Annotated in this window: 18 protein-coding genes and 1 tRNA gene; 10 read left to right on the forward strand and 9 right to left on the reverse strand. The window is 71.5% G+C overall.

Annotated features, from left to right (window positions below; translation table 11 throughout):
* Window positions 1–141 precede the first annotated feature (141 nt).
* The 5 genes from KBY32_RS15755 to KBY32_RS15775 form a co-directional block, all read right to left on the reverse strand.
* A complete protein-coding gene (locus KBY32_RS15755; RefSeq protein ID WP_210980477.1) occupies window positions 142–1617 on the reverse strand; it encodes a penicillin-binding protein 2 in 1476 nt (491 codons plus the stop codon).
* The gene (locus KBY32_RS15760) at window positions 1614–3056 is read right to left on the reverse strand and encodes an FtsW/RodA/SpoVE family cell cycle protein (protein ID WP_055621083.1); all 1443 of its coding nucleotides are present in this window, start codon (window positions 3054–3056) and stop codon (window positions 1614–1616) included. The genes KBY32_RS15755 and KBY32_RS15760 overlap by 4 nt, the downstream gene beginning before the upstream one ends.
* Before the next feature lie 27 nt (window positions 3057–3083).
* On the reverse strand, window positions 3084–4658 hold the full coding sequence (locus tag KBY32_RS15765) for a Stp1/IreP family PP2C-type Ser/Thr phosphatase (protein WP_210980579.1): 1575 nt from the start codon (window positions 4656–4658) through the stop codon (window positions 3084–3086).
* A 90-nt stretch (window positions 4659–4748) separates the two neighbouring features.
* A complete protein-coding gene (locus KBY32_RS15770; RefSeq protein WP_055621084.1) occupies window positions 4749–5261 on the reverse strand; it encodes an FHA domain-containing protein in 513 nt (170 codons plus the stop codon).
* A 10-nt stretch (window positions 5262–5271) separates the two neighbouring features.
* The gene (locus tag KBY32_RS15775; protein WP_210980478.1) at window positions 5272–6141 is read right to left on the reverse strand and encodes a DUF3662 and FHA domain-containing protein; all 870 of its coding nucleotides are present in this window, start codon (window positions 6139–6141) and stop codon (window positions 5272–5274) included.
* A gap of 559 nt (window positions 6142–6700) precedes the next feature.
* On the opposite strand from KBY32_RS15775, the gene KBY32_RS15780 reads away from it, so the two are divergent.
* Window positions 6701–6784: transfer RNA gene (locus tag KBY32_RS15780), tRNA-Leu, on the forward strand.
* Window positions 6785–6923: 139 nt separating this feature from the next.
* Here the strand turns inward: KBY32_RS15780 and KBY32_RS15785 are convergent.
* A complete protein-coding gene (locus KBY32_RS15785) occupies window positions 6924–7574 on the reverse strand; it encodes an FMN-dependent NADH-azoreductase (RefSeq protein ID WP_055621086.1) in 651 nt (216 codons plus the stop codon).
* A gap of 157 nt (window positions 7575–7731) precedes the next feature.
* Here KBY32_RS15785 and KBY32_RS15790 point away from each other — a divergent pair, with 157 nt between their 5' ends.
* The 4 genes from KBY32_RS15790 to KBY32_RS15805 all read left to right on the forward strand — a co-directional run bounded on the left by KBY32_RS15790 (window position 7732) and on the right by KBY32_RS15805 (window position 11081).
* Window positions 7732–8094, forward strand: coding sequence for a helix-turn-helix domain-containing protein (locus KBY32_RS15790; protein ID WP_055621087.1), 363 nt, complete (start codon window positions 7732–7734; stop codon window positions 8092–8094).
* Between the two features lie 153 nt (window positions 8095–8247).
* Window positions 8248–9699, forward strand: coding sequence for a DUF2252 domain-containing protein (locus tag KBY32_RS15795; protein WP_210980479.1), 1452 nt, complete (start codon window positions 8248–8250; stop codon window positions 9697–9699).
* Window positions 9700–9766: 67 nt separating this feature from the next.
* A complete protein-coding gene (locus tag KBY32_RS15800) occupies window positions 9767–10678 on the forward strand; it encodes a J domain-containing protein (protein ID WP_210980480.1) in 912 nt (303 codons plus the stop codon).
* A 55-nt stretch (window positions 10679–10733) separates the two neighbouring features.
* On the forward strand, window positions 10734–11081 hold the full coding sequence (locus KBY32_RS15805) for a rhodanese-like domain-containing protein (protein ID WP_108707810.1): 348 nt from the start codon (window positions 10734–10736) through the stop codon (window positions 11079–11081).
* A gap of 37 nt (window positions 11082–11118) precedes the next feature.
* Here KBY32_RS15805 and KBY32_RS15810 read toward each other — a convergent pair whose 3' ends face one another.
* Entirely contained in the window at window positions 11119–12252 is a 1134-nt protein-coding gene (locus KBY32_RS15810; RefSeq protein WP_210980481.1) for an acyl-CoA dehydrogenase family protein, read from the reverse strand.
* Window positions 12253–12462: 210 nt separating this feature from the next.
* Here KBY32_RS15810 and KBY32_RS15815 point away from each other — a divergent pair, with 210 nt between their 5' ends.
* Genes KBY32_RS15815 through KBY32_RS15825 form a run of 3 tightly spaced genes read left to right on the forward strand, consistent with a single transcriptional unit; the run spans window position 12463 to window position 15271 of the window.
* Window positions 12463–13266: a DUF5819 family protein gene (locus KBY32_RS15815; protein WP_210980482.1), complete on the forward strand. Its 804-nt coding sequence runs from the start codon at window positions 12463–12465 to the stop codon at window positions 13264–13266.
* The gene (locus KBY32_RS15820) at window positions 13263–14492 is read left to right on the forward strand and encodes an HTTM domain-containing protein (protein WP_210980483.1); all 1230 of its coding nucleotides are present in this window, start codon (window positions 13263–13265) and stop codon (window positions 14490–14492) included. Before KBY32_RS15815 ends, KBY32_RS15820 begins: the two co-directional genes overlap by 4 nt.
* Window positions 14489–15271 (forward strand): RNA methyltransferase, encoded by a 783-nt coding sequence (locus tag KBY32_RS15825; protein ID WP_210980484.1) that lies wholly within the window; start codon window positions 14489–14491, stop codon window positions 15269–15271. The genes KBY32_RS15820 and KBY32_RS15825 overlap by 4 nt, the downstream gene beginning before the upstream one ends.
* On the opposite strand, the gene paaN is transcribed toward KBY32_RS15825, so the two are convergent.
* Window positions 15256–16962: a phenylacetic acid degradation protein PaaN gene (gene paaN, locus KBY32_RS15830; RefSeq protein WP_210980485.1), complete on the reverse strand. Its 1707-nt coding sequence runs from the start codon at window positions 16960–16962 to the stop codon at window positions 15256–15258. The genes KBY32_RS15825 and paaN overlap by 16 nt on opposite strands.
* A 160-nt stretch (window positions 16963–17122) precedes the next feature.
* Between paaN and KBY32_RS15835 the strand changes: the two genes are divergently transcribed.
* Window positions 17123–18643, forward strand: coding sequence for a 3-hydroxyacyl-CoA dehydrogenase (locus KBY32_RS15835; protein ID WP_055621095.1), 1521 nt, complete (start codon window positions 17123–17125; stop codon window positions 18641–18643).
* Between the two features lie 19 nt (window positions 18644–18662).
* Window positions 18663–19253, forward strand: coding sequence for a TetR/AcrR family transcriptional regulator (locus KBY32_RS15840; RefSeq protein ID WP_055621096.1), 591 nt, complete (start codon window positions 18663–18665; stop codon window positions 19251–19253).
* Window positions 19254–19280: 27 nt separating this feature from the next.
* On the opposite strand, the gene KBY32_RS15845 is transcribed toward KBY32_RS15840, so the two are convergent.
* Window positions 19281–19781 (reverse strand): Lrp/AsnC family transcriptional regulator, encoded by a 501-nt coding sequence (locus KBY32_RS15845; protein ID WP_370592082.1) that lies wholly within the window; start codon window positions 19779–19781, stop codon window positions 19281–19283.
* Between the last annotated feature and the right edge of the window lie 174 nt (window positions 19782–19955).

A 19955-nucleotide genomic window follows, 5' to 3' on the forward strand; every position in this document is an offset into this window, starting at 1 on the left:
CCGCCCTCACCCTTGTGGGTGTGGCGGTGGTCCGTCCGGGCATACCGTACCCGGCTCATCCTGCGTGACCTGGCCAAGCCCGTAACCCGATACAGGACCGGTATCGCAACGTGCACCGATGTGAAGGGGACGTGAGCGGGGTCACTTCTTGCTGTTGATGACCGCCTCCATGACGCTCTTCGCGATGGGCGCCGCCAGACCGCCGCCGGAGATGTCGTCACGGACGGCGTTCTCGTCCTCGACCACCACGGCCACGGCCACGGGCGCGCTGTCGTCGACCTTGGCGTAGGAGATGAACCACGCGTACGGGTTCTCGCTGTTGTCCACGCCGTGCTGCGCGGTACCGGTCTTGCCGCCCACGGTCGCGTTCGGGATCCGCGCCTTGGTGCCGGTGCCCTTCTCGACGACCGTCTCCATCATCGACTGCAGGATCTGGGCGTTCTCCGCCGACAGCGGCTTGCCCAGCTCCTCCGGGTCGGTCTTCTCGATGGCGTCCAGGTTGTGCGTCTGGAGCTCGTCGACCATGTACGGCTTCATCAGCGTGCCGCCGTTGGCGACCGCGGAGGCAACCATGGCCATCTGCAGCGGCGTCGCGGCGGTGTTGAACTGGCCGATGGAGGACAGCGCGGTCTGCGAGGGGTTCATGTCGTCGGAGAAGATGGAGGCGGTGGCGCGGACCGGGGTGAACTGCTCCTCGGTGAAGCCGAACGCCTTCGCGGTCTCCAGCATCTTCTCGTTGCCGAGGTCCGCCCCGACCTTGCCGAAGACGGTGTTGCAGGAGTACTGCAGGGCGACCCGCAGCGTCGCGTTCTTGCAGGGGATGTTGCCCTCGTTGGGAAGCTTGGTGTTCGTCCCCGTCATGGTCCACGGGTCGGGGGAGTCCGTCTTCTCGTCCGCGTCCGTGTAGAGGCCGTGCTCCAGCGCGGCGGCCGCGGTGACGACCTTGAAGGTCGAGCCGGGCGGGTAGACCTCGCGCAGCGCCCGGTTGAGCATGGGGTCGGCCGGGTTGTTCTTCTTCTGCAGGCCCGTCCACGCCTTGGTGTCGGTCGTCGTGGAGTTGCCCGCGAAGGACGACGGGTCGTACGACGGGAAGGACGCCAGCGCCAGGATCTTGCCGGTGGACGGCTCGATGGCCGCCACGGCGCCCTTGCCGCCCCGCGCCTTCAGACCGTCGTACGCGGCCTTCTGCGCGGCGGCGTTGAGCGTGGTGACGACGTTGCCGCCCTTGTTCTCCTTACCCGTGATCATGTCGAGGGTGTTGCGGAAGAACAGGCGGTCGTCGTTGCCGGTGAGGATGCCGTCCTCGATGGACTCCAGCTGCGTGGCCCCGAAGGCCTGCGAGGCGTACCCGGTGACCGGCGCCCACATCGGGCCGTTCACGTAGGTCCGCTTGTACTTGAAGTCGCTGCCCGTCGTCTCCTTGAAGCCGGTGATGGCCTTGCCGTCGACGATGATGTTGCCGCGCGGGGTGCTGTAGCGCTCGATGATGACGCGACGGTTGTTCTTGTCGGTCCTCAGCTCGTCGGCCTGGACGTACTGGATCCAGTTGTCCCGGATCAGCAGGGCCAGTACGAGGAGTCCGCAGAAGATCGCGATCCGGCGCAGGGGCTTGTTCATGACGGGCGGACCACCTGGGTCATCTCGGCGTCGGGGTTGGGCGCCGGGGCCGGCGCGGGGCGGCGGGCCGTATCGCTGATCCTCAGCAGGATGCCGATCAGGGCCCAGTTGGCGATCACGGAGGAACCGCCGTACGCCACGAAGGGCAGCGTCATACCGGTCAGCGGGATGAGGCCCATGACACCGCCGGCGACGACGAAGACCTGGAGGGCGAAGGCGCCGGACAGGCCGACGGCCAGCAGCTTGCCGAAGGGGTCGCGGGCCGCGAGGGCCGTGCGCACACCGCGTTCGACGATCAGGCCGTAGATCAGCAGGATCGCCATGACGCCCGCCAGGCCCAGCTCCTCGCCGAAGGTGGCGAGGATGAAGTCGGAGTTGGCGGCGAAGCCGATGAGGTCGGAGTTGCCCTGGCCGAGACCGGTGCCGAGGGTGCCGCCGGAGCCGAAGGCCCAGAGGGCCTGCATGGCCTGCTCGGTGTGGCCGAGCTCACCCGCCCGGCTGAGCTTGAACTCGCGCGCCGGGTCGAGCCAGGCCTGCACACGCGTCTGGATGTGCGGCTCGAAGCTCGCCACGCCCACGGCGCCGACCGCGGACATCAGCAGACCGAAGACGATCCAGCTGGTCCGCTCGGTGGCGACGTACAGCATGATGACGAACATCCCGAAGAACAGCAGGGACGTACCGAGGTCGGTCTCGAAGACCAGGATGAGGATCGAGATCATCCATACGACGATGATCGGTCCGAGGTCACGGCCGCGGGGCAGGTACAGGCCCATGAAGCGGCGGCTGGCCAGCGCCAGGGCGTCTCTCTTGACCATGAGATAGCCGGCGAAGAACACCGCGAGGACGATCTTCGCGAACTCGCCGGGCTGCAGCGTGCCGAGGCCGGGGATCTTGATCCAGATCTTGGCGCCGTAGATGTTCGCCCCGAGTCCCGGGATCAGCGGGAGGATCAGCAGGAGCAGCGCTCCGGCCATGGAGATGTAGGTGTAGCGCTGCAGGACGCGGTGGTCCTTGAGGAAGATCAGTACAGCCACCAGCAGGGCCATGCCCATGGCCGAGTACAGCAGCTGACGCGGCGCCGCCTCGACGAAGTCCTTGCTGGCCTGCAGCCGCTTCGACTGGTCCAGGCGCCAGATGATGACCAGCCCGAGCCCGTTCAGCAGGGTCGCGAGCGGCAGCAGCAGCGGGTCCGCGTACGGCGCGAACTTGCGTACGCCGAGATGGCCTATGCCTGCCAGCAGGCCCAGGCCGATGCCGTAGGCGAGCAGGCCGGCCGGCACTTCGTCGTTGATCGCCAGACCCACGTTGGCGTAGGCGAACACCGGGATCACGACCGCGAAGACCAGCAACCCGAGTTCGGTGTTGCGGCGGCTCGGCGCTCCGATGGCGCCGATCGTGGACGTGTGGTGCGTCGGCGAGTTCGTAGTACTGCTCATCGTGTGACGGGGCCTCTCACGGCTTGCCTACTGCGTACCGCAGTTCGAGACGACCTTCTGCTCTTCCTCCGAGAGGGTCGGGCCGGGGTTTGGCGTCGCAGTCGGTGTCGGGGAGGTGGACGAGGGAGGTGAAGTGGACGAGTTGGGCGACGGCGTCGATGTCGCCTTGGACGTGAGGGAGGTACGGGTGGTTCCCGTGGTGCCTCCGGCCTCGCCCTCGCCCGTCTTCGCGTTCTTCTCGCTCTCGGCGGCCTGGCGTTCGGCCCGCTTCTTGCACGCGGACGCCTGCAGCGCCAGTTCGTCGATCTTCGCCTGCGCGTCCTTCAGACCGCCTTCGGCGATGGTCGCCTCCACCAGCTTCTGCTGGTAGGGCGGCAGGTACTTGAGTTCGATCTCGGGGTGGTCCTTCTCGACCTTCGAGAGCGACACCCACGCCAGGTCCTGGCTGATCCCGCGGTACAGCGCGACATGCTCGTCGTTGGTGCCGACGTAGTACTGCGTCTGCGTCCAGCGGTAGCCGCCGTAGAGGCCGCCGCCGATGACGGCGAGCGCGAGGACCGAGTAGAGGGATCTCTTCAGCCACCTGCGGCCCTTGCCGGGCTTGACGAAGTCGTCGTCGGTGTAGGCGCCGAAGCCGCCCGTCGGCACATAGCCGGTGGTGTCGCCGGAGCCGGGCGGGCCGAACTCGCCGCCCCCGCCCTGGCCGGGCACCTGGCGGCCGAGCCCGGAGGCGCGGCCCGCGGGCGTCTGCATGATGCCGTTGTCGTGCAGGTGGTGCTGCTGGTTCTCGGCGACCGCGCCGACCACGACCGGGGTGTCGGAGAGCTGCCCGGCGAGGGTGTCCCCGGTGTCCAGGTCGAGGACGTCCGCGACGATCACCGTGATGTTGTCGGGGCCGCCGCCGCGCAGGGCGAGCTGGATCAGCTCCTGGACCGTCTCCTGGGGGCCCTGGTAGCTGGCGAGCGTGTCCTCCAGGGTCTGGTGGGACACGACGCCGGACAGGCCGTCGGAGCAGATCAGATAGCGGTCGCCGGCGCGGACCTCGCGGATCGACAGATCCGGGTCCACGTGGTCGCCGCTGCCCAGGGCGCGCATCAGCAGCGAGCGCTGGGGGTGGGTGGTGGCCTCTTCCTCGGTGATCCGGCCCTCGTCGACCAGCCGCTGCACCCAGGTGTGGTCCTGCGTGATCTGGGTGAGCACGCCGTCGCGCAGCAGGTACGCGCGCGAGTCGCCGACGTGGACGAGGCCGAGGCGCTGCCCGGTCCACAGCAGGGCGGTGAGCGTGGTGCCCATGCCCTCCAGCTGCGGGTCCTCCTCGACCATGGAGCGCAGCTGGTCGTTGGCGCGCTGCACGGCGGTGCCGAGCGAGGTGAGCAGGTCGGAGCCCGGGACGTCGTCGTCGAGCGCGACGATCGTGGAGATGGCCTCGGAGGAGGCGACCTCGCCGGCGGCCGCGCCGCCCATGCCGTCGGCGATGGCGAGCAGGCGGGGTCCGGCGTATCCGGAGTCCTCGTTGCCCTCCCGGATCATGCCTTTGTGCGATCCGGCGGCGAAGCGCAGTGACAGACTCATGCGCACCTCGCCCGTCGGCTCCGGGTACATCCGCACGGTGCCCACCCTCCGGTCGGGAGCGCGCCGGGGCCCGGGGTGGGGGCCACCGCTGCGTGCTCGCTCCGCTCGCTCATGTTCGTACTACTTCCGCAGCTCGATGACGGTCTTGCCGATGCGGATCGGCGCGCCCAGCGGAACAGGCGTGGGGGTCGTCAGCCGCGTTCGGTCGAGGTACGTGCCGTTGGTGGAGCCAAGGTCCTCGACGATCCACTGGCCGTCGCGGTCCGGGTAGATCCTGGCATGCCGGCTGGAGGCGTAGTCGTCGTCCAGCACGATCGTGCTGTCGTGCGCCCGGCCCAGGGTGATGGTCTGCCCCTGGAGGGCGACGGTGGTGCCGGTGAGCGTGCCCTCGGACACGACCAGCTTGGTCGGGGCGTTACGGCGCTGGCGGCCGCCGCCCTGCTGGCCGCGCTGCTGCGGCGGCGCCGTCTGCCGGGCGGCCTGCTGCTGCCGTCCGGCCTCTCGCCTGGCCCCGCGCTGGGTGACACGCGTACCGAACAGGTCGCTGCGGATGACCTGCACGGCCACGATCACGAACAGCCACAGAACGGCCAGGAAACCCAGCCGCATGACCGTGAGGGTCAGCTCTGACATTGCCCCCGCTTCACCCTTCGGCTTGCCGGTAAATGATGGTGGTGCTGCCCACGACGATCCGCGAGCCGTCGCGGAGCGTAGCGCGGGTGGTGTGCTGCCCGTCCACCACGATGCCGTTGGTGGACCCGAGATCCTGGATCGTCGAGGGCGTTCCGGTCCGGATCTCGCAGTGCCGGCGGGAGACGCCGGGGTCGTCGATCCGCACGTCGGCGTCGGTGCTGCGACCCAGCACGAGCGTGGCGCGGGAGATCTGGTGGCGGGTGCCGTTGATCTCGATCCAGTAGCGGGTGCGTCCGCCGGGCGCCGGAGCGGCCGGCGGCCGGGGGCCGCCGGCGGGCTGCGGGTATCCGTAGCCGCCGGGACGTCCGCCGGGAGGCGGCGCGGCAGGCATCGGCGGGGCGCCCGTGGGCGCGGCGGCCGGCGGGTAGCCGTAGCCGCCCGGGGCGCCGGGGCGTCCGGCCGGGGCGGGCCGCTGGGGGCCGGGGCCGCCGGCCTGCTGGTCGGTGGAACCGGCGAGGGTGCGGCTGCGCACCCGGTACAGACCGGTGTCGAGGTCGTCGGCCTTCTCGAGGTGGACCTTGATCGGTCCCATGAAGGTGTAGCGCTGCTGCTTGGCGTAGTCGCGGACCATGCCCGCGAGCTCGTCGCCGAGCTGGCCCGAGTAGGGGCTCAGCCGCTCGTAGTCCGGTGCGCTCAGCTCCACGATGAAGTCGTTGGGGACGACCGTGCGGTCGCGGTTCCAGATCGTGGCGTTGTTGTCGCACTCACGCTGGAGCGCTCCGGCGATCTCCACCGGCTGCACCTCGGACTTGAACACCTTGGCGAAGGTGCCGTTGACCAGACCTTCGAGACGCTGCTCGAACTTCTTCAGGACTCCCATGGGGCACCTCCTCCGTCGTTGCCTGCGTCCTGCATCCCGCGGGGCGGGTACTGCCTTACCTGGTACTGCTTACTGATCGTATCCACGCGCCGGTCGATCGGCTGGTTCCCCCTGTCGGCCCGGTCGACGGGTGTCGACGCCCTCGAAGTTCCCCTCGGAGCTCCCCTTCGAACTCCTTGTGGACGCTGTCCTGCCATGGATCGTAGAGGGGGCCGCAGACCAGTGTCCCGCACCTGACCGTGGACCCCGGCCCGGTCATGGGGAGAAGCCGGGTACCGGTACGAGGTTGATACGTGAACAAGTTCTCCCCGATACGGAGCGGACGTGGCTGTGGCCTGGTGAGGTGTGATGCGGGGAGTCGTCGGCGCCGGGGCCGCGAGGGCACCGCGCGGGGGTCGCGACGCGACTGTGCTGGTCGGCGCGCGCATGTCGTCCGTACGCCGGTCGCACGGCGGCTGCCTGGGGATAAGGGATGTGAATCCACCCTGGCGAGCGTGCTAATGTTCTGGGTGTCGGAAGGCGCCGGACCGCACGGAAAGGCCCTGAGGACACACCCAATGCGCGGGTGGCGGAATAGGCAGACGCGCTGGATTCAGGTTCCAGTGCCCGCAAGGGCGTGGGGGTTCAACTCCCCCCTCGCGCACAGACGAAGAGGCGGCACCGTTCACACGGTGCCGCCTCTTCTGTTGTGTTCGCCACGTCGCCCCCGCGAGGGGCGGGCGGCGGGCCGCCTCTGACGGCCCGTCCTGTGATGAAGCTCTCAGGTCAGAGGCCCGCGGATGTCAGGCCGCGAGGCGCTGCGCGAGCGTCTTGGCCGTCGTGGCGGCCTCGTCGAGGGCGCGCTCGCGCGAGGCCTCGAACAGGGGGACCAGGTCGGCCATCTTCGGGTCGGCCGGGGCCATGGTGAGCTCCGGGACGATGAACGTGAGGTCGGCGCCGAAGAAGTCCGTGAAGATCGCCGACAGGTAGTTCTGCACGTACTCGTATCCCTCGCGCGGGGTGCCCGGCCCGTACGCGCCGCCGCGGCTGGCGACGACGGTGACCGGGGTGCCCTTCAGCGACGCGTCCTCGCCGACGGTGCGGCCGACCAGGATCACGTTGTCCAGCCACGCCTTGAGCGTCGACGGGATCGTCAGGTTGTACATCGGCGCGCCGACCAGGACGGCGTCGGCGGACTCCAGCTCCTCGATCAGCTTCACGCGCTCCGCGAAGGCGGCGGCCTGCTCGGGGGAGTGCGTGGCCGGGTCCGCGAAGCCGGCGGTGTGGGCGGCTGCCGAGATGTGCGGCGCCGGGTGGGCGGCGAGGTCGCGGTGGATGACCGTGCCGCCGGGGTGCTGCTCCTCCCAGGTCCGCCGGAAGGCGTCGGTGACGGTGCGGGACGAGGAGGTTCCGGCCGGGAAGACCGAGGAGTCGATGTGCAGCAGGGTGGCCATGACGTCTCCAAAAAGAGGATCAAAAGGGCGTATAGGGGTGAGCTGCCGCCATGAGGGTGAAGCTTTCCTCAGGGGCTTTAACTTCGTACTCGACTATGGATAGCACAGTCACTTACTTTTTTTCATCCCCACACGGGAAGGCCAGTACCCTTGAGGCATGGCGGGTGAGGAGAGTCACGACGTAGCGAGCTGCAAGCAGGTGGACGACGGCATCACCCGCGTCTTCCAGCTGCTCGGCAAGCGCTGGACCGGTCCGATCGTGTCCGTGCTGACGACGGGCCCCGCCTACTTCGTCTCCCTGCGCCGGGCCATCCCCGGGATCAGCGAGCGGATGCTGTCCGACCGGCTCACGGAGCTGACGGCGGCGGGGCTCGTGGTGCGTGAGGTGTACGAGGGGCCGCCGTTGCGCGTGGTGTACCGCCTGACGGAGGCCGGTGCCGCGCTGGAGCCCGCGCTCAAGGAGCTGGGCGGGTGGGCGATGAAGCATCTGCCGGAGAGGGATCGGCCGGGGGGCTGCTGAGGCGCCCTTCTCCGGGTGGTACCCGGGTTCGTTTTCCACAGGTCCGGAGTTGTCCACAGGCACTGACGCGTTTCGGCCACCGGCTGTACGGTCGGCACGAGTTGATGTTCGTGCGGGATGTGCACAGCGCTGGATGTGGGGGAGGCGGTCGTCATGACCGAGGTCGTTGCGGAGCGCTCGGCAGGTGTGGCGGAGTCGGAGTCGGGTCCGGGCCCTGTGCGTCGTTCGCTGCCGCGTGTGCGCGGGTTCGCGGACCGGGACGCCGATGGGGCGCCGAAGGCCGAGGGGAAGGCGCTGCGCGAGCGGCTCCCGCGCGGTGAGCACGCCCGCTTCGACGTGGACGGCGCCCGCCCGGACGCCGTGACCGCCGTCGAGGAGTCCAACGCCGGCCGTATCCCCGGGCTGACGCCGATACGGGTGGGCCGGATGGCGGCGACGCCGTTCGCCTTCCTGCGCGGTTCGGCCGGGCTCATGGCGTACGACCTGGCCCGCAGCCCCGTGACCGGGATCCGCGCGCAGATCTGCGGAGACGCGCACGCGGCGAACTTCGGGCTGTACGGCGACGCGCGCGGCGGCCTGGTCATCGACCTGAACGACTTCGACGAGACCCTGATCGGCCCCTGGGAGTGGGACCTGAAGCGGCTCGCCACCTCGCTGGTGCTCGCGGGCCGGGAGGCCGGCGCGGACGAGGACGTGTGCCGGCTGGCGGCGCTGGACGCGGCCGGCGCCTACCGGCGCACCATGCGGCTGCTGGCCCGGCTCCCCGCCCTGGACGCGTGGAACGCCATCGCGGACGAGCGGCTCGTCTCCCACACCGACGCCCACGACCTGCTCGGCACCCTGGAGCGGGTCGCGGAGAAGGCGCGGGCCAACACCAGCGGCCGTTTCGCGGCGAAGTCGACCGAACGGACCGAGGACGGCGGGCGCCGGTTCGTGGACGCGCCGCCGGTGCTGCGCCGGGTCGGCGACGAGGAGGCGGCGGCGGTCGTCGCGTCCCTGGAGGGCTACGTGGACACGCTCCCCGAGGACCGGCATCCGCTGCTGGCGCGGCACGCGGTGCACGACGTGGCGTTCCGGGTCGTCGGCACGGGCAGCGTGGGCACACGGTCCTATGTCGTCCTGCTCCTGGACCACCGGGGCGAGCCGCTGGTCCTCCAGGTGAAGGAGGCGCGGCCGTCGGCCCTGGTCCCGCATCTGGCGACGGCCGGGTTCGAGGTGCCGGAGCCGGAGCACGAGGGGCGGCGCGTGGTGCTCGGGCAGAAGCGGATGCAGGTGGTCAGCGACGTCCTGCTGGGGTGGACGACGGTGGCGGGGCGGCCCTTCCAGGTGCGCCAGTTCCGCAACCGCAAGGGCAGCGTGGACCCGGCGGCGCTGGCCGCCGACCAGATCGACGACTACGCCCGGATGACCGGCGCCCTTCTGGCCCGGGCCCACGCGCACAGCGCCGACCCGCGTCTGATCGCCGGCTACTGCGGCAAGAACGAGGAGCTGGACGAGGCGATAGCCGCGTTCTCCGTCGCCTACGCCGACCGGACCGAGGCGGATCACGCCGACCTGGTGGCGGCCGTGCGGTCGGGGCGGATCGCGGCGGAGCTGGGGGTGTGAGGGTGCGGGAGCCGGGCGGAGCGGCGGTGTTCGAACAGCCGGCGGCCGGGTGGCCTACGCTGGGCGGGTGACTACGCCGGAAGCTGAGCAGTCCCAGGCCGAGACCGCCGACGCGGCGGCGCCCGGCGACGCCGAGGTGCCCGCGGGAGCGGCCGCGCAGGCGGACGGGGCACGGCCCGAGGAGCGGCTGGAGAAGGCCGTACGGGCTGCCGAGCAGGCGTTGATCGAGTACGAGATCGCGGTGGAGACCTTCCGCGTCGAGGTCGACAACTTCTCCCGGCTGCACCACCAGAAGCTCGGCCCGATGTACGCCCGGCTCGACGAGCTGGACGCCCGGATCGCCGAGGCCGTTGCCGCGCGCACCGGCGACCCCGAGGACATCCGCAAGGCCGACGAGGCACGGGCCCGGGTGATGCCGATGCCCGGCGTCGAAGAGCTGTTCCACGGGTGGATGGACGACTCGGGGCTGTTCCCGGAGGCCGTGGCGATGCTCACGGACCAGCCGGTGCGCCCGCCGCAGCGGGTGCGCCCCAGCGACGAGGCCCGCAAGCTCTACCGCGAGCTGGCCCGCAAGGCGCATCCGGACCTGGCCCAGGAGGCCGACGAGAGGGCCCGGCGCGAGGAGTTCATCACCCGCGTCAACGCCGCCTACGCCCGGGGCGACGAGGCCCTGCTGCGGGAGCTGGCCGAGGAGTGGGCGGCCGGTCCGAAGCCCGAGGAGCAGGGGCCGAGCGCGGCGGAGGAGCTGTACGCCCGCCTGGAGTGGCTCGCCCAGCGCAAGGAGATGCTCACCCTGGTCGCCAGGGAGCTGGAGGAGAGCGCGATCGGGGCGATGCTCCGGCTGGCTCCCGACGACCCCGACCGGCTGCTGGACGAGATCGCCGAGCAGCTGCTGACGCAGGTCGCCGAGCGGGAGAACGAGCTGGCGGGGCTGCTCGCGCAGGGACACGGCAGCTCGGCGGACGGCACCGGCGTCTGAGCCCCCGGTGACGCGGGCGCCCCGGCGCGGGGCGCGGGTCGGGTAGCGTCGGAGTATGCATTTCGGATCTGGCGTACCGGCGGTCGAGGTCACGGACCTCAAGGACGACGACTTCCTGCTCGACGTCCGCGAGGACGACGAGTGGCAGGCGGGTCACGCCGAGGGTGCCCTGCACATTCCCATGAGCGAGTTCGTGGCGCGCTACGGCGAGCTGACCGAGGCCGCGCCGCAGGACGGGCGGGTGCATGTGATCTGCCGTTCCGGAGGACGTTCGGCGCAGGTCACGATGTACCTCGCCCAGCAGGGCGTCGACGCGGCGAACGTCGAGGGCGGCATGCAGGTGTGGGCCGCCTCGGGACGGCCCGTGGTCACCGACGAGGGGCAGCCGGGCTTCGTCCTCTGAGGCGTCGCGGCGGACTAGCCGGCCGCCGAGGGCACGTTCAGCCCAGGGGGTGGGCCGCGAGCAGGTCTCCGAGGGTGTCCTCGTGGGCGGCCGCCGGGCCGAGCGAGAGCTCCAGGTGCTTGGCCCAGGCGTGATAGCGGTGCAGGGAGTAGTCGACGTCGGCGCCGAAGCCGCCGTGCAGATGCTGGGCGGTCTGCACGACACGGCGTACGCCGTCCGACGCCCAGATCTTGGCCACGGCGACGTCCGCGGCGGCGGGCAGGGCGCCCGGCACCCCCGAGCCGATCCGCCAGGCGGCCTGCCACAGCGCGGCCTCCATCGCGCACAGGTCGATGTAGCGGTCGGCGCACTGCACCGCGACCGCCTGGAACGTGGCGATGGGATGCCCGAACTGCTCGCGCTTGGAGGCGTAGGCGGAGGTCATGCTCAGGACCTGTTCGCCCAGGCCGAGGGCGAGCGCGCAGGTCCCCGTGGCCAGCAGATGCCGTAGCCACTCCCAGGCGCCCGGGGCGTCGATCATGTCCCGCGCGGGGATGCGCACGGCGTCCAGGCGCAGTTCCCCCAGCCGTTCGCCGCTGGTCGAGAACTGCTCGGCGAGCGAGAGCCCGGCCGCCTCGCGCGGCACCACCGCGAGGACCGTGCGGTCGGCGGGGGTGCGGGCCGGGACGACGACGAGATCGGCGTCGTAGGCCCAGGCGACCGTGGTCTGGGTGCCGTCCAGCAGCCAGTCGCGGCCGTCCTGCCGGGCGGTGACCGCGAGTTCGGCGGGGTCATGGCCGGTGCGGCCGTGCGCGGCGACCGTCAGCACGAGTTCCCCGCGTCCGGCGCGGGGCAGCACGCGTTCCTTCAGCTCGTCCGTGCCGTACGCCTGGACGGCGGCCGCGGCGGCGACGCTCTCCAGCAGCGGCACCCGGGCCAGCACCTTCGCGGACTCGCGCAGCACGAGGCACAGCGCGATCGGGTCGAGGCCCGCGCCGCCGTACTCCTCCGTGAGCAGCAGGCTCAGCAGGTCGGCCTCGGCCAGCCGGTCCCACAGGGCGCGGTCGAAGCCGTCGGCGACGGCGCCCGGGGTGAGGGCGGGCGAGGGCACCGCGTCGGGTGCGACCCCGGCGAACACCCCGCGGGCCGCCTCGGCCGCCGCCTGCTGCTCCTCGGTGAAGGTGAAGTCCACGGTCCCTGCCCTTCCACACGTCCCGGCACAGAGCGATCTGACGGAGCGTCAAGATAGAACAGGTTCTAGAAGAAGGGAATGCCCTCGCCCGGACCCCCGTATGGTGTGGGCAACGGCGGCCCGGCAGGGGGTGTGCCCGGCGGGCAAGCCTGAGTACCGTTCCCGTGCGACGCCTGGGAAAGACGGACCGGAATCGGGGAACGGGGCAGGATGGACGCGCACGAGGCAGGCTCGGCCGTGCGGCACGGGCCCGGTGAGGAGCCGCATGACGCTCCGGCCGCCGACGCGCCCCCGCCCGCCCCGCAGACGGAAACGGAGCCGGAAACGGAGCCGGAAACGGAGCCGGGAGCCGATCCGGTGGTGGCCCGGGGCGGGGTGGCGGCGCTCTCGCTGCGGTACCAGATCGCCGCGGCCCTCGCCCTCGCCGTCGTCGCCATCACCGTCTGCGTCCACATCGCCATGGTCTTCCTGCATGTCGCGCCGTCGAACACGGTCACCAAGCAGCACGGACAGGCGATAGACGACTGGATATATCCGGAGTTCGAGCAGAACTGGAAGCTGTTCGCGCCGAACCCGCTGCAGCAGAACATCGCCGTCCAGGCCCGCGCCAGCGTGGCGACCGCCGACGGCCGGATCCGCACCACCCGCTGGTACGACCTGTCGGCCGAGGACGGCCGGGCCATCGACGGCAATCCGCTCCCCAGCCACACCCAGCAGAACGCCCTGCGCCGGGCCTGGGACTTCTTCGTCGCCACGCACGACGCCGAGAACCGTCCGGTGGGTCTGCGCGGAGCCCTCTCCGAGTCCTATCTGCGGCGGACCGTCGAGCTGCGCCTGGAGCGCGCGGACGCGGCCGGTGACGGCGGTGTCGTGGAGCGCGTCCAGGTGCGCTCCCGCACCACCAATGTGCGCCCCCCGAAGTGGAGCGACGAGCAGGTCTCCGACCGGCCCACCTACCGGGTCCTGCCCTGGTGGCGGGTCCCGGAGGCCCGCGCGGAGGAGGGTGCCCGGTGAACCGCGTCGCGCTCTGCGTCTCCGCCGCCATCGCCCGGGTGACCGAGTCCGCGCTCGGGCCGTACCAGACGGCCGTGATCCGGATCGGGTTCACGGCGACCTGGCTGCTGTTCCTGCTGCGGGAGCTCCCGCACCGGCAGGAGCTGTACGGGCCCGACGGGCCGTGGGACTTCGACCTCGCCCAGCAGCTGGTCGGCACGAACGGGGCCTTCACCGCCCTGATGTGGTCCGGCAGCCGGCTCTGGTTCGAGACCGTCTACGCCTTCGCCGTGCTGGCGTCGGTGCTGCTGCTGCTCGGCTGGCGCACCCGCACGACGTCCGTGCTGTTCATGGTCGGGGTGCTCTCGCTGCAGAACCGCTCGGTCTTCGTGGGCGACGGCGGCGACAACGTGCTGCATCTGATGTGCGTCTATCTGGTCTTCACGCGCTGCGGCCAGGTCTGGTCGCTGGACCGGCGCCGCGCGCGTCGCGCGGAGGCGGCCCGCGCGCGGGGCGAGCGGGGCGGTGCCGACCGGGTGGGCCCGGCGCTGTGGGCGGTGCTCGGCCTGGTGCTGGGCGCGGTCACCGCCGTGGGCCGGCTCGACGGGGACCCGACGATCCCGGTGATCCTGTGGACGGTGTGGCTGGGCACGGCGGTGTGGTGGGTCGTGGACCGCCGGGCGCGCACCGACCAGCCCCGCATCCTGCTCGACGTCGTCGGCAACATCGCGCACAACGGCGCCCTGTTCGTGATCATGGCGGAGGCGTGTCTGATCTACGCGACCGCCGGCTGGTACAAGATCCAGGGCTCGCGCTGGCAGGACGGCACGGCCGTCTACTACCCGCTGCACCTCGAGTACTTCTCGCCGTGGGCGGATCTCGCCGAGCTGCTGTCCGCGAGCGGCACCATGGTCCTGCTCATCACTTACGGCACGGTCCTCGTGCAGGTCGCGTTCCCGTTCACGCTGTTCCACCGGAGAGTGAAGAACGTCCTGCTCGCGGCGATGATCACCGAGCACGCCGTGATCGCGGTCGTGCTCGGGCTGCCGTTCTTCTCGCTGGCGATGATCGCGGCGGACGCGGTGTTCCTGCCGACGCCGTTCCTGCGCCGGCTCGGCGGACGGGCGGCCCGCGCGCGGGCCCGGCTGGCGGGCGCGGTCCGGCGGCGGGGCGACGGCCGGCGGGCGGTGCCGGAACAGCGGGCCCCGGAGGACCCCGAGCCCACGCACGTAGGCTTCACGGCATGACCGACCCCGCCACGGGTGCCGACGCCTCGCGCCTCTGGCACCGCCTCTCCGGCACGTCCGTCCTGCTGGACGGCTTCCACGCCCTCAAGCACGCCGTCCGCTTCGGCGCCGAGGTCCTGGTGGCGGTGGCCGTCGACCGCAAGGCGGCGCTCGCCCTCGCCGAGGAACTGGCCCCGGACGTGCGGGACGCCCTGGACGCGCTGCTGACCGAGGTCACGCAGGCGGAGTACGCCGCGCTCGTGCCGCGTCCGCATCCCACCGCGGTGGCCGCCCTCGCCGTACGCCCGTCCCGCGAGGCCAATCTGGCGCGGCTGGCGCGGGCCGGGCGCACCGCCCCCGTCGTGGTCCTCGACGACCCGCGTCACCTCGGCAACGCGGGGGCCGTGATCCGGCTGGCCGCGGGGTTCGGCGCGACCGGGGTGGTCACCACCGGCACCCTGGACCCCTGGCATCCGACGGTCGTGCGCGGCGGGGCGGGCCTGCACTTCGCGACGGCCGTGGAGCGGCTGGACGTGGCGGAGCTGCCGCCTGGCCCGCTGTTCGCGCTGGACCCCGAGGGCGACGACATCCGGGGCGTCGAGCTCCCGGACGACGCCGTCCTCGCCTTCGGGTCCGAGCGCAGCGGGCTGTCGGCCGGGCTACGCGCGCGGGCCGACCGCTTGGTGGCGCTGCCGATGCGCCCCCAGGTCTCCAGCTACAACCTGGCCACCAGCGTGGCCATGACGCTGTACCACTGGAGTCTGACCGGGGGCGCGGCCCCGGGTCAGGACAGGCCCTGAGCCTCGCGGCGCACCTCGACCACACGGAAGCGGTTGGCGACGAACGCGCCGTCGCACAGCGCCGCGTTGGCCGCGGGGTTGCCGCCCGAGCCGTGGAAGTCGGAGAACGCGGCCGTCTGGTTGACGTACACGCCGCCCGTGAGGTTCAGCGACAGCTGGGCCGCCTCGTCGAAGCAGACCTCCTGCACGGCCTGCTCGACCTCGTCGTCGGTGGTGTACGCCCCGACGGTCATCGCGCCCTTCTCGCGCACCGTGCGCCGCAGCAGCTCCACCGCGTCGGCCGACGAGTCGACGGCGACGGCGAACGACACCGGACCGAAGCACTCGCTCATGTAGGCGGCCTCGTCGTCGGGCTTGGCGCCGTCCAGCTTCACGATGACCGGGGTGCGTACCACCGCGCCCGGGAACTCCGGGTGGGTGATCTCCCGTGAGGCGAGGGCGACTTCGCCGAGGCCGGGGGCGGCCTCCAGCCGGGCCTTCACGTCCGGGTTGACCAGGGCCCCGAGGAGCGCGTTGGCGCGGGCGTCGTCGCCGAGGAGGCCGTCGACCGCGCGCGCGAGGTCGGCGACGACCTCGTCGTAGGTCTTGGGGCCCTGGTCGGTGCGGATGCCGTCGCGCGGGATGAGCAGGTTCTGCGGGGTGGTGCACATCTGGCCGCTGTAGAGGGACAGCGAGAACGCCAGGTTGGAGAGCATCCCCTTGTAGTCGTCGGTGGAGTCCACGACGACCGTGTTGACGCCGGCCTTCTCCGTGTAGACCTGCGCCTGGCGGGCGTTGGCCTCCAGCCAGTCGCCGAACTCGGTGGAGCCGGTGTAGTCGATGATCCGGATCTCGGGGCGGGTCGCCAGGGTCTTGGCGATGCCCTCGCCGGGGCGCTCGGCGGCCAGCGCGACCAGGTTCGGGTCGAAGCCGGCCTCGGTGAGGACCTGGCGCGCGACCTGGACGGTGAGCGCGAGCGGCAGCACCGCGCGCGGATGCGGCTTGACCAGGACGGCGTTGCCGGTGGCGAGGGAGGCGAACAGGCCCGGGTAGCCGTTCCACGTCGGGAAGGTGTTGCAGCCGATGAGCAGGGCGATGCCGCGCGGGACGGGCGTGAACCGCTTGTTCAGCGCCAGCGGGTCGCGCTTGCCCTGGGGCTTGGTCCACTCGGCGTTGTCGGGGGTGCGGACCTGCTCGACGTACGCGTAGGCCACCGCCTCCAGGCCGCGGTCCTGTGCGTGGGGGCCGCCCGCCTGGAGCGCCATCATGAACGCCTGGCCGGAGGTGTGCATGACGGCGTGCGCGAACTCGTGCGTCCGGTCGCTGATCCGCTTGAGGATCTCCAGACAGACCACCGCGCGGGTCTCGGCGCCCGCGTCCCGCCACTGCCGCATGCCGGACCGCATGGCCGGCAGCAGCTCGTCGAGGTCCGCGTGCGGGTACTCCACGCCCAGCTCGACGCCGTACGGGGAGGTCTCGCCGCCGACCCAGCCGTCCGTGCCGGGCTGGCCGAGGTCGAGGCGGCTGCCGAGGAGGGCGTCGAAGGCGGCCTTGCCCGCCGCCGCGTCCAGGCTGCCGTTCTCCCCGTAGGCCTTGGGGTGCTCCGGGTGCGGGGACCAGTAGGCGCGGGTACGGATCGCCTCCAGGGCCTGGTCGAGAGTGGGCCGGTGCTTGGCGATCAGCTCGTGGGCGGTGAGTTCGGCGGTGGCCATGCAGGACCAACTCCTCGTTTCCTGAGCTCTTCGTCGAGCTCATGACCTGGGCAGAAACATGGGCAGGAACAGGCGGTCAGAGTTAGAGTAACCGAACGATCGGTCGGTTCAAGGGGGTCCGCCGCATCTGTGGAAAACCCCGTGCGGGAGGATCGCGCCCATGACAGCACTCGACCTCAGCAGCCCCGTGGCCGTCGTCGGCACCGGCACCATGGGCCAGGGCATCGCCCAGGTCGCACTGGTGGCGGGGCATCCCGTACGGCTGTACGACGCCGCTCCGGGGAGGGCCCGGGCCGCCGCCGACGCCATCGTCGCGCGCCTGGACCGGCTCGTCGAGAAGGAGCGCCTGAGCGGCGCCGACCGCGACGCGGCGCGGGACCGGCTGCTGCCCGCCGAGTCGCTCGGTGACCTCGCCGACTGCGCCCTGGTCGTCGAGGCCGTGCTGGAGCGCCTGGACGTCAAGCAGGAGCTGTTCCGCGAGCTGGAGGGCATCGTGGGCGAGGACTGCCTGCTCGCCACCAACACCTCCTCCCTGTCGGTGACGGCCATCGGCGGCGCGCTCGCCAACCCGGGCCGGTTCGTCGGCCTGCACTTCTTCAACCCCGCCCCGCTGCTGCCGCTGGTCGAGGTCGTCTCCGGGTTCGCCACCGACGTCACATCGGCCACGCGCGCGTACGAGACGGCCCGCGCGTGGGGCAAGACGCCGGTCGCCTGCGCCGACACCCCCGGCTTCATCGTCAACCGCATCGCACGGCCCTTCTACGCCGAGGCGTTCGCCGTGTACGAGGCGCAGGGCGCCGACCCGGCCACCATCGACGCCGTGCTGCGCGAGTGCGGCGGCTTCCGGATGGGCGCGTTCGAGCTCACCGACCTGATCGGGCAGGACGTCAACGAGTCCGTGACGACCTCCGTGTGGGAGTCCTTCTTCCAGGACGTGCGCTTCACGCCCTCGCTCGCCCAGCGGCGCCTGGTCGAGTCCGGCCGGCTGGGCCGCAAGACCGGGCACGGCTGGTACGACTACGCCGACGGGACCGCCGAGCGGCCCGAGCCGCACACCGCCGAGCCCGGCCGCACCCCCGCCCACGTCGTGGCCGAGGGCGACCTCGGTCCGGCCTCCGAGCTGCTGGCGCTGATCCGCGAGGCCGGCATCCCGGTGCGCGAGGAGGAAGAGGACCACGGCACCCGCCTGGTGCTGCCGAGCGGCGGCCAGCTGGCGCTCGCCGACGGGCAGACCTCGGTGGAGTTCCGCGACGTCGTGTACTTCGACCTCGCCCTCGACTACCGACGGGCCACCCGGATCGCCCTGTCCGCCTCCCAGGACACCTCGCCGGCGACCCTCGCGGAGGCCGTCGGGCTCTTCCAGGCGCTCGGCAAGGACGTCAGCGTCATCGGCGACGTCCCCGGCATGATCGTCGCCCGGACCGTGGCACGGATCGTCGACCTGGCGCACGACGCCGTCGCCAAGGGCGTCGCCACCGAGGAGGACATCGACACCGCGATGCGCCTGGGTGTGAACTACCCTCTCGGCCCCTTCGAGTGGAGCCGCCGGCTGGGACGCAACTGGGCCTACGCCCTCCTCGACGACCTGCACCTGCGCGATCCGTCGGGCCGCTACGCCCCGTCCCTCGCGCTGTACCGCCACGCCTACGCCTCCGACAAGCGCCAGGGCGGCTCCTCATGACCCGGGAGGGCAGCACCCCATGACCACTGCCAAGCGCGACACGTACACGCCGGAGACGCTGCTCTCGGTCGCCGTCCAGGTCTTCAACGAGCGGGGCTACGACGGCACCTCCATGGAGCACCTTTCCAAGGCGGCCGGCATCTCCAAGTCGTCGATCTACCACCATGTGACCGGCAAGGAGGAGCTGCTGCAGCGTGCCGTCAGCCGCGCCCTGGACGGCCTGTTCGGGATCCTCGACGAGGAGCACGCGCGCACGGGCCACGCCGCCGACCGGCTGGAGTACGTCGTACGGCGCATGGTCGAGGTGCTGATAACCGAGCTGCCGTACGTCACGCTGCTGCTGCGGGTGCGGGGCAACACCGACACCGAGCGGTGGGCGCTGGAGCGGCGCCGCGACTTCGACCACCGGGTCGCCGAGCTGCTGAAGGCGGCCGCGGCGGACGGCGAGGTGCGCGCCGACGTCGAGGTGCGCCTGGCCACCCGGCTCGTCTTCGGCATGATCAACTCGATCGTCGAGTGGTACCGGCCGGACGGCCGCGGGATGAACCAGCGCGAGGTCGCCGAGACGGTGGTCCGCCTGGTCTTCGACGGGCTGCGCAAGGCCGGCTGACCGGCGGCGGGGGCGTACGGGCGCGGGTCAGCCCTGGGGCTCCAGGTCCTCCTCCTCGAAGACGAGCAGGGTGCGGGTGCTGAGCACCTCCGGGATCGCCTGGAGCCGGGTGAGGACGAGCTCGCGCAGCGCCCTGTTGTCGGGGGTGTGCACCAGGAGCAGTACGTCGAAGTCGCCGCCGACCAGGGCGATGTGGGAGGCGCCGGGCAGCCGGCGGAGCTGTTCGCGGACCGTGCGCCAGGAGTTCTGGACGATCTTCAGGGTGATGTAGGCCGAGGTGCCGTGGCCCGCCCGTTCGTGGTCGACGCGGGCGCCGAAGCCGCGGATGACGCCGTCCTCGACGAGCCGGTTGATCCGGGCGTAGGCGTTGGCCCGGGAGACGTGCACCCGCTCGGCGACCGACCGGATCGAGGCGCGGCCGTCCGCCTGGAGCATCTGGAGGATGTCCTGATCTATGGCGTCCAGCGGACGGGCCGGCGGCCGGACCGGGCCGTCCCCCTCGCCTTCGGCCATTTGTTCAGACTCCATGGCCCCCCACCCTCCTCACGTGGACGTCCTGCGTTCATTGGAGGCTGTGGAGAACCGTTTGTCCACAGCCTGGGGGTGCCTGTAGCCAAAATGTGCCGGCGACCGAACAATCGGTAGGTGAGGCGCGTCACGGACGCCGCGCCTCCTGTAGCCACTCCCACGAGGAGGTGCCGT

The organism is Streptomyces sp. RK62, assembly GCF_018070255.1.
GTDB lineage: Bacteria > Actinomycetota > Actinomycetes > Streptomycetales > Streptomycetaceae > Streptomyces > Streptomyces nigra.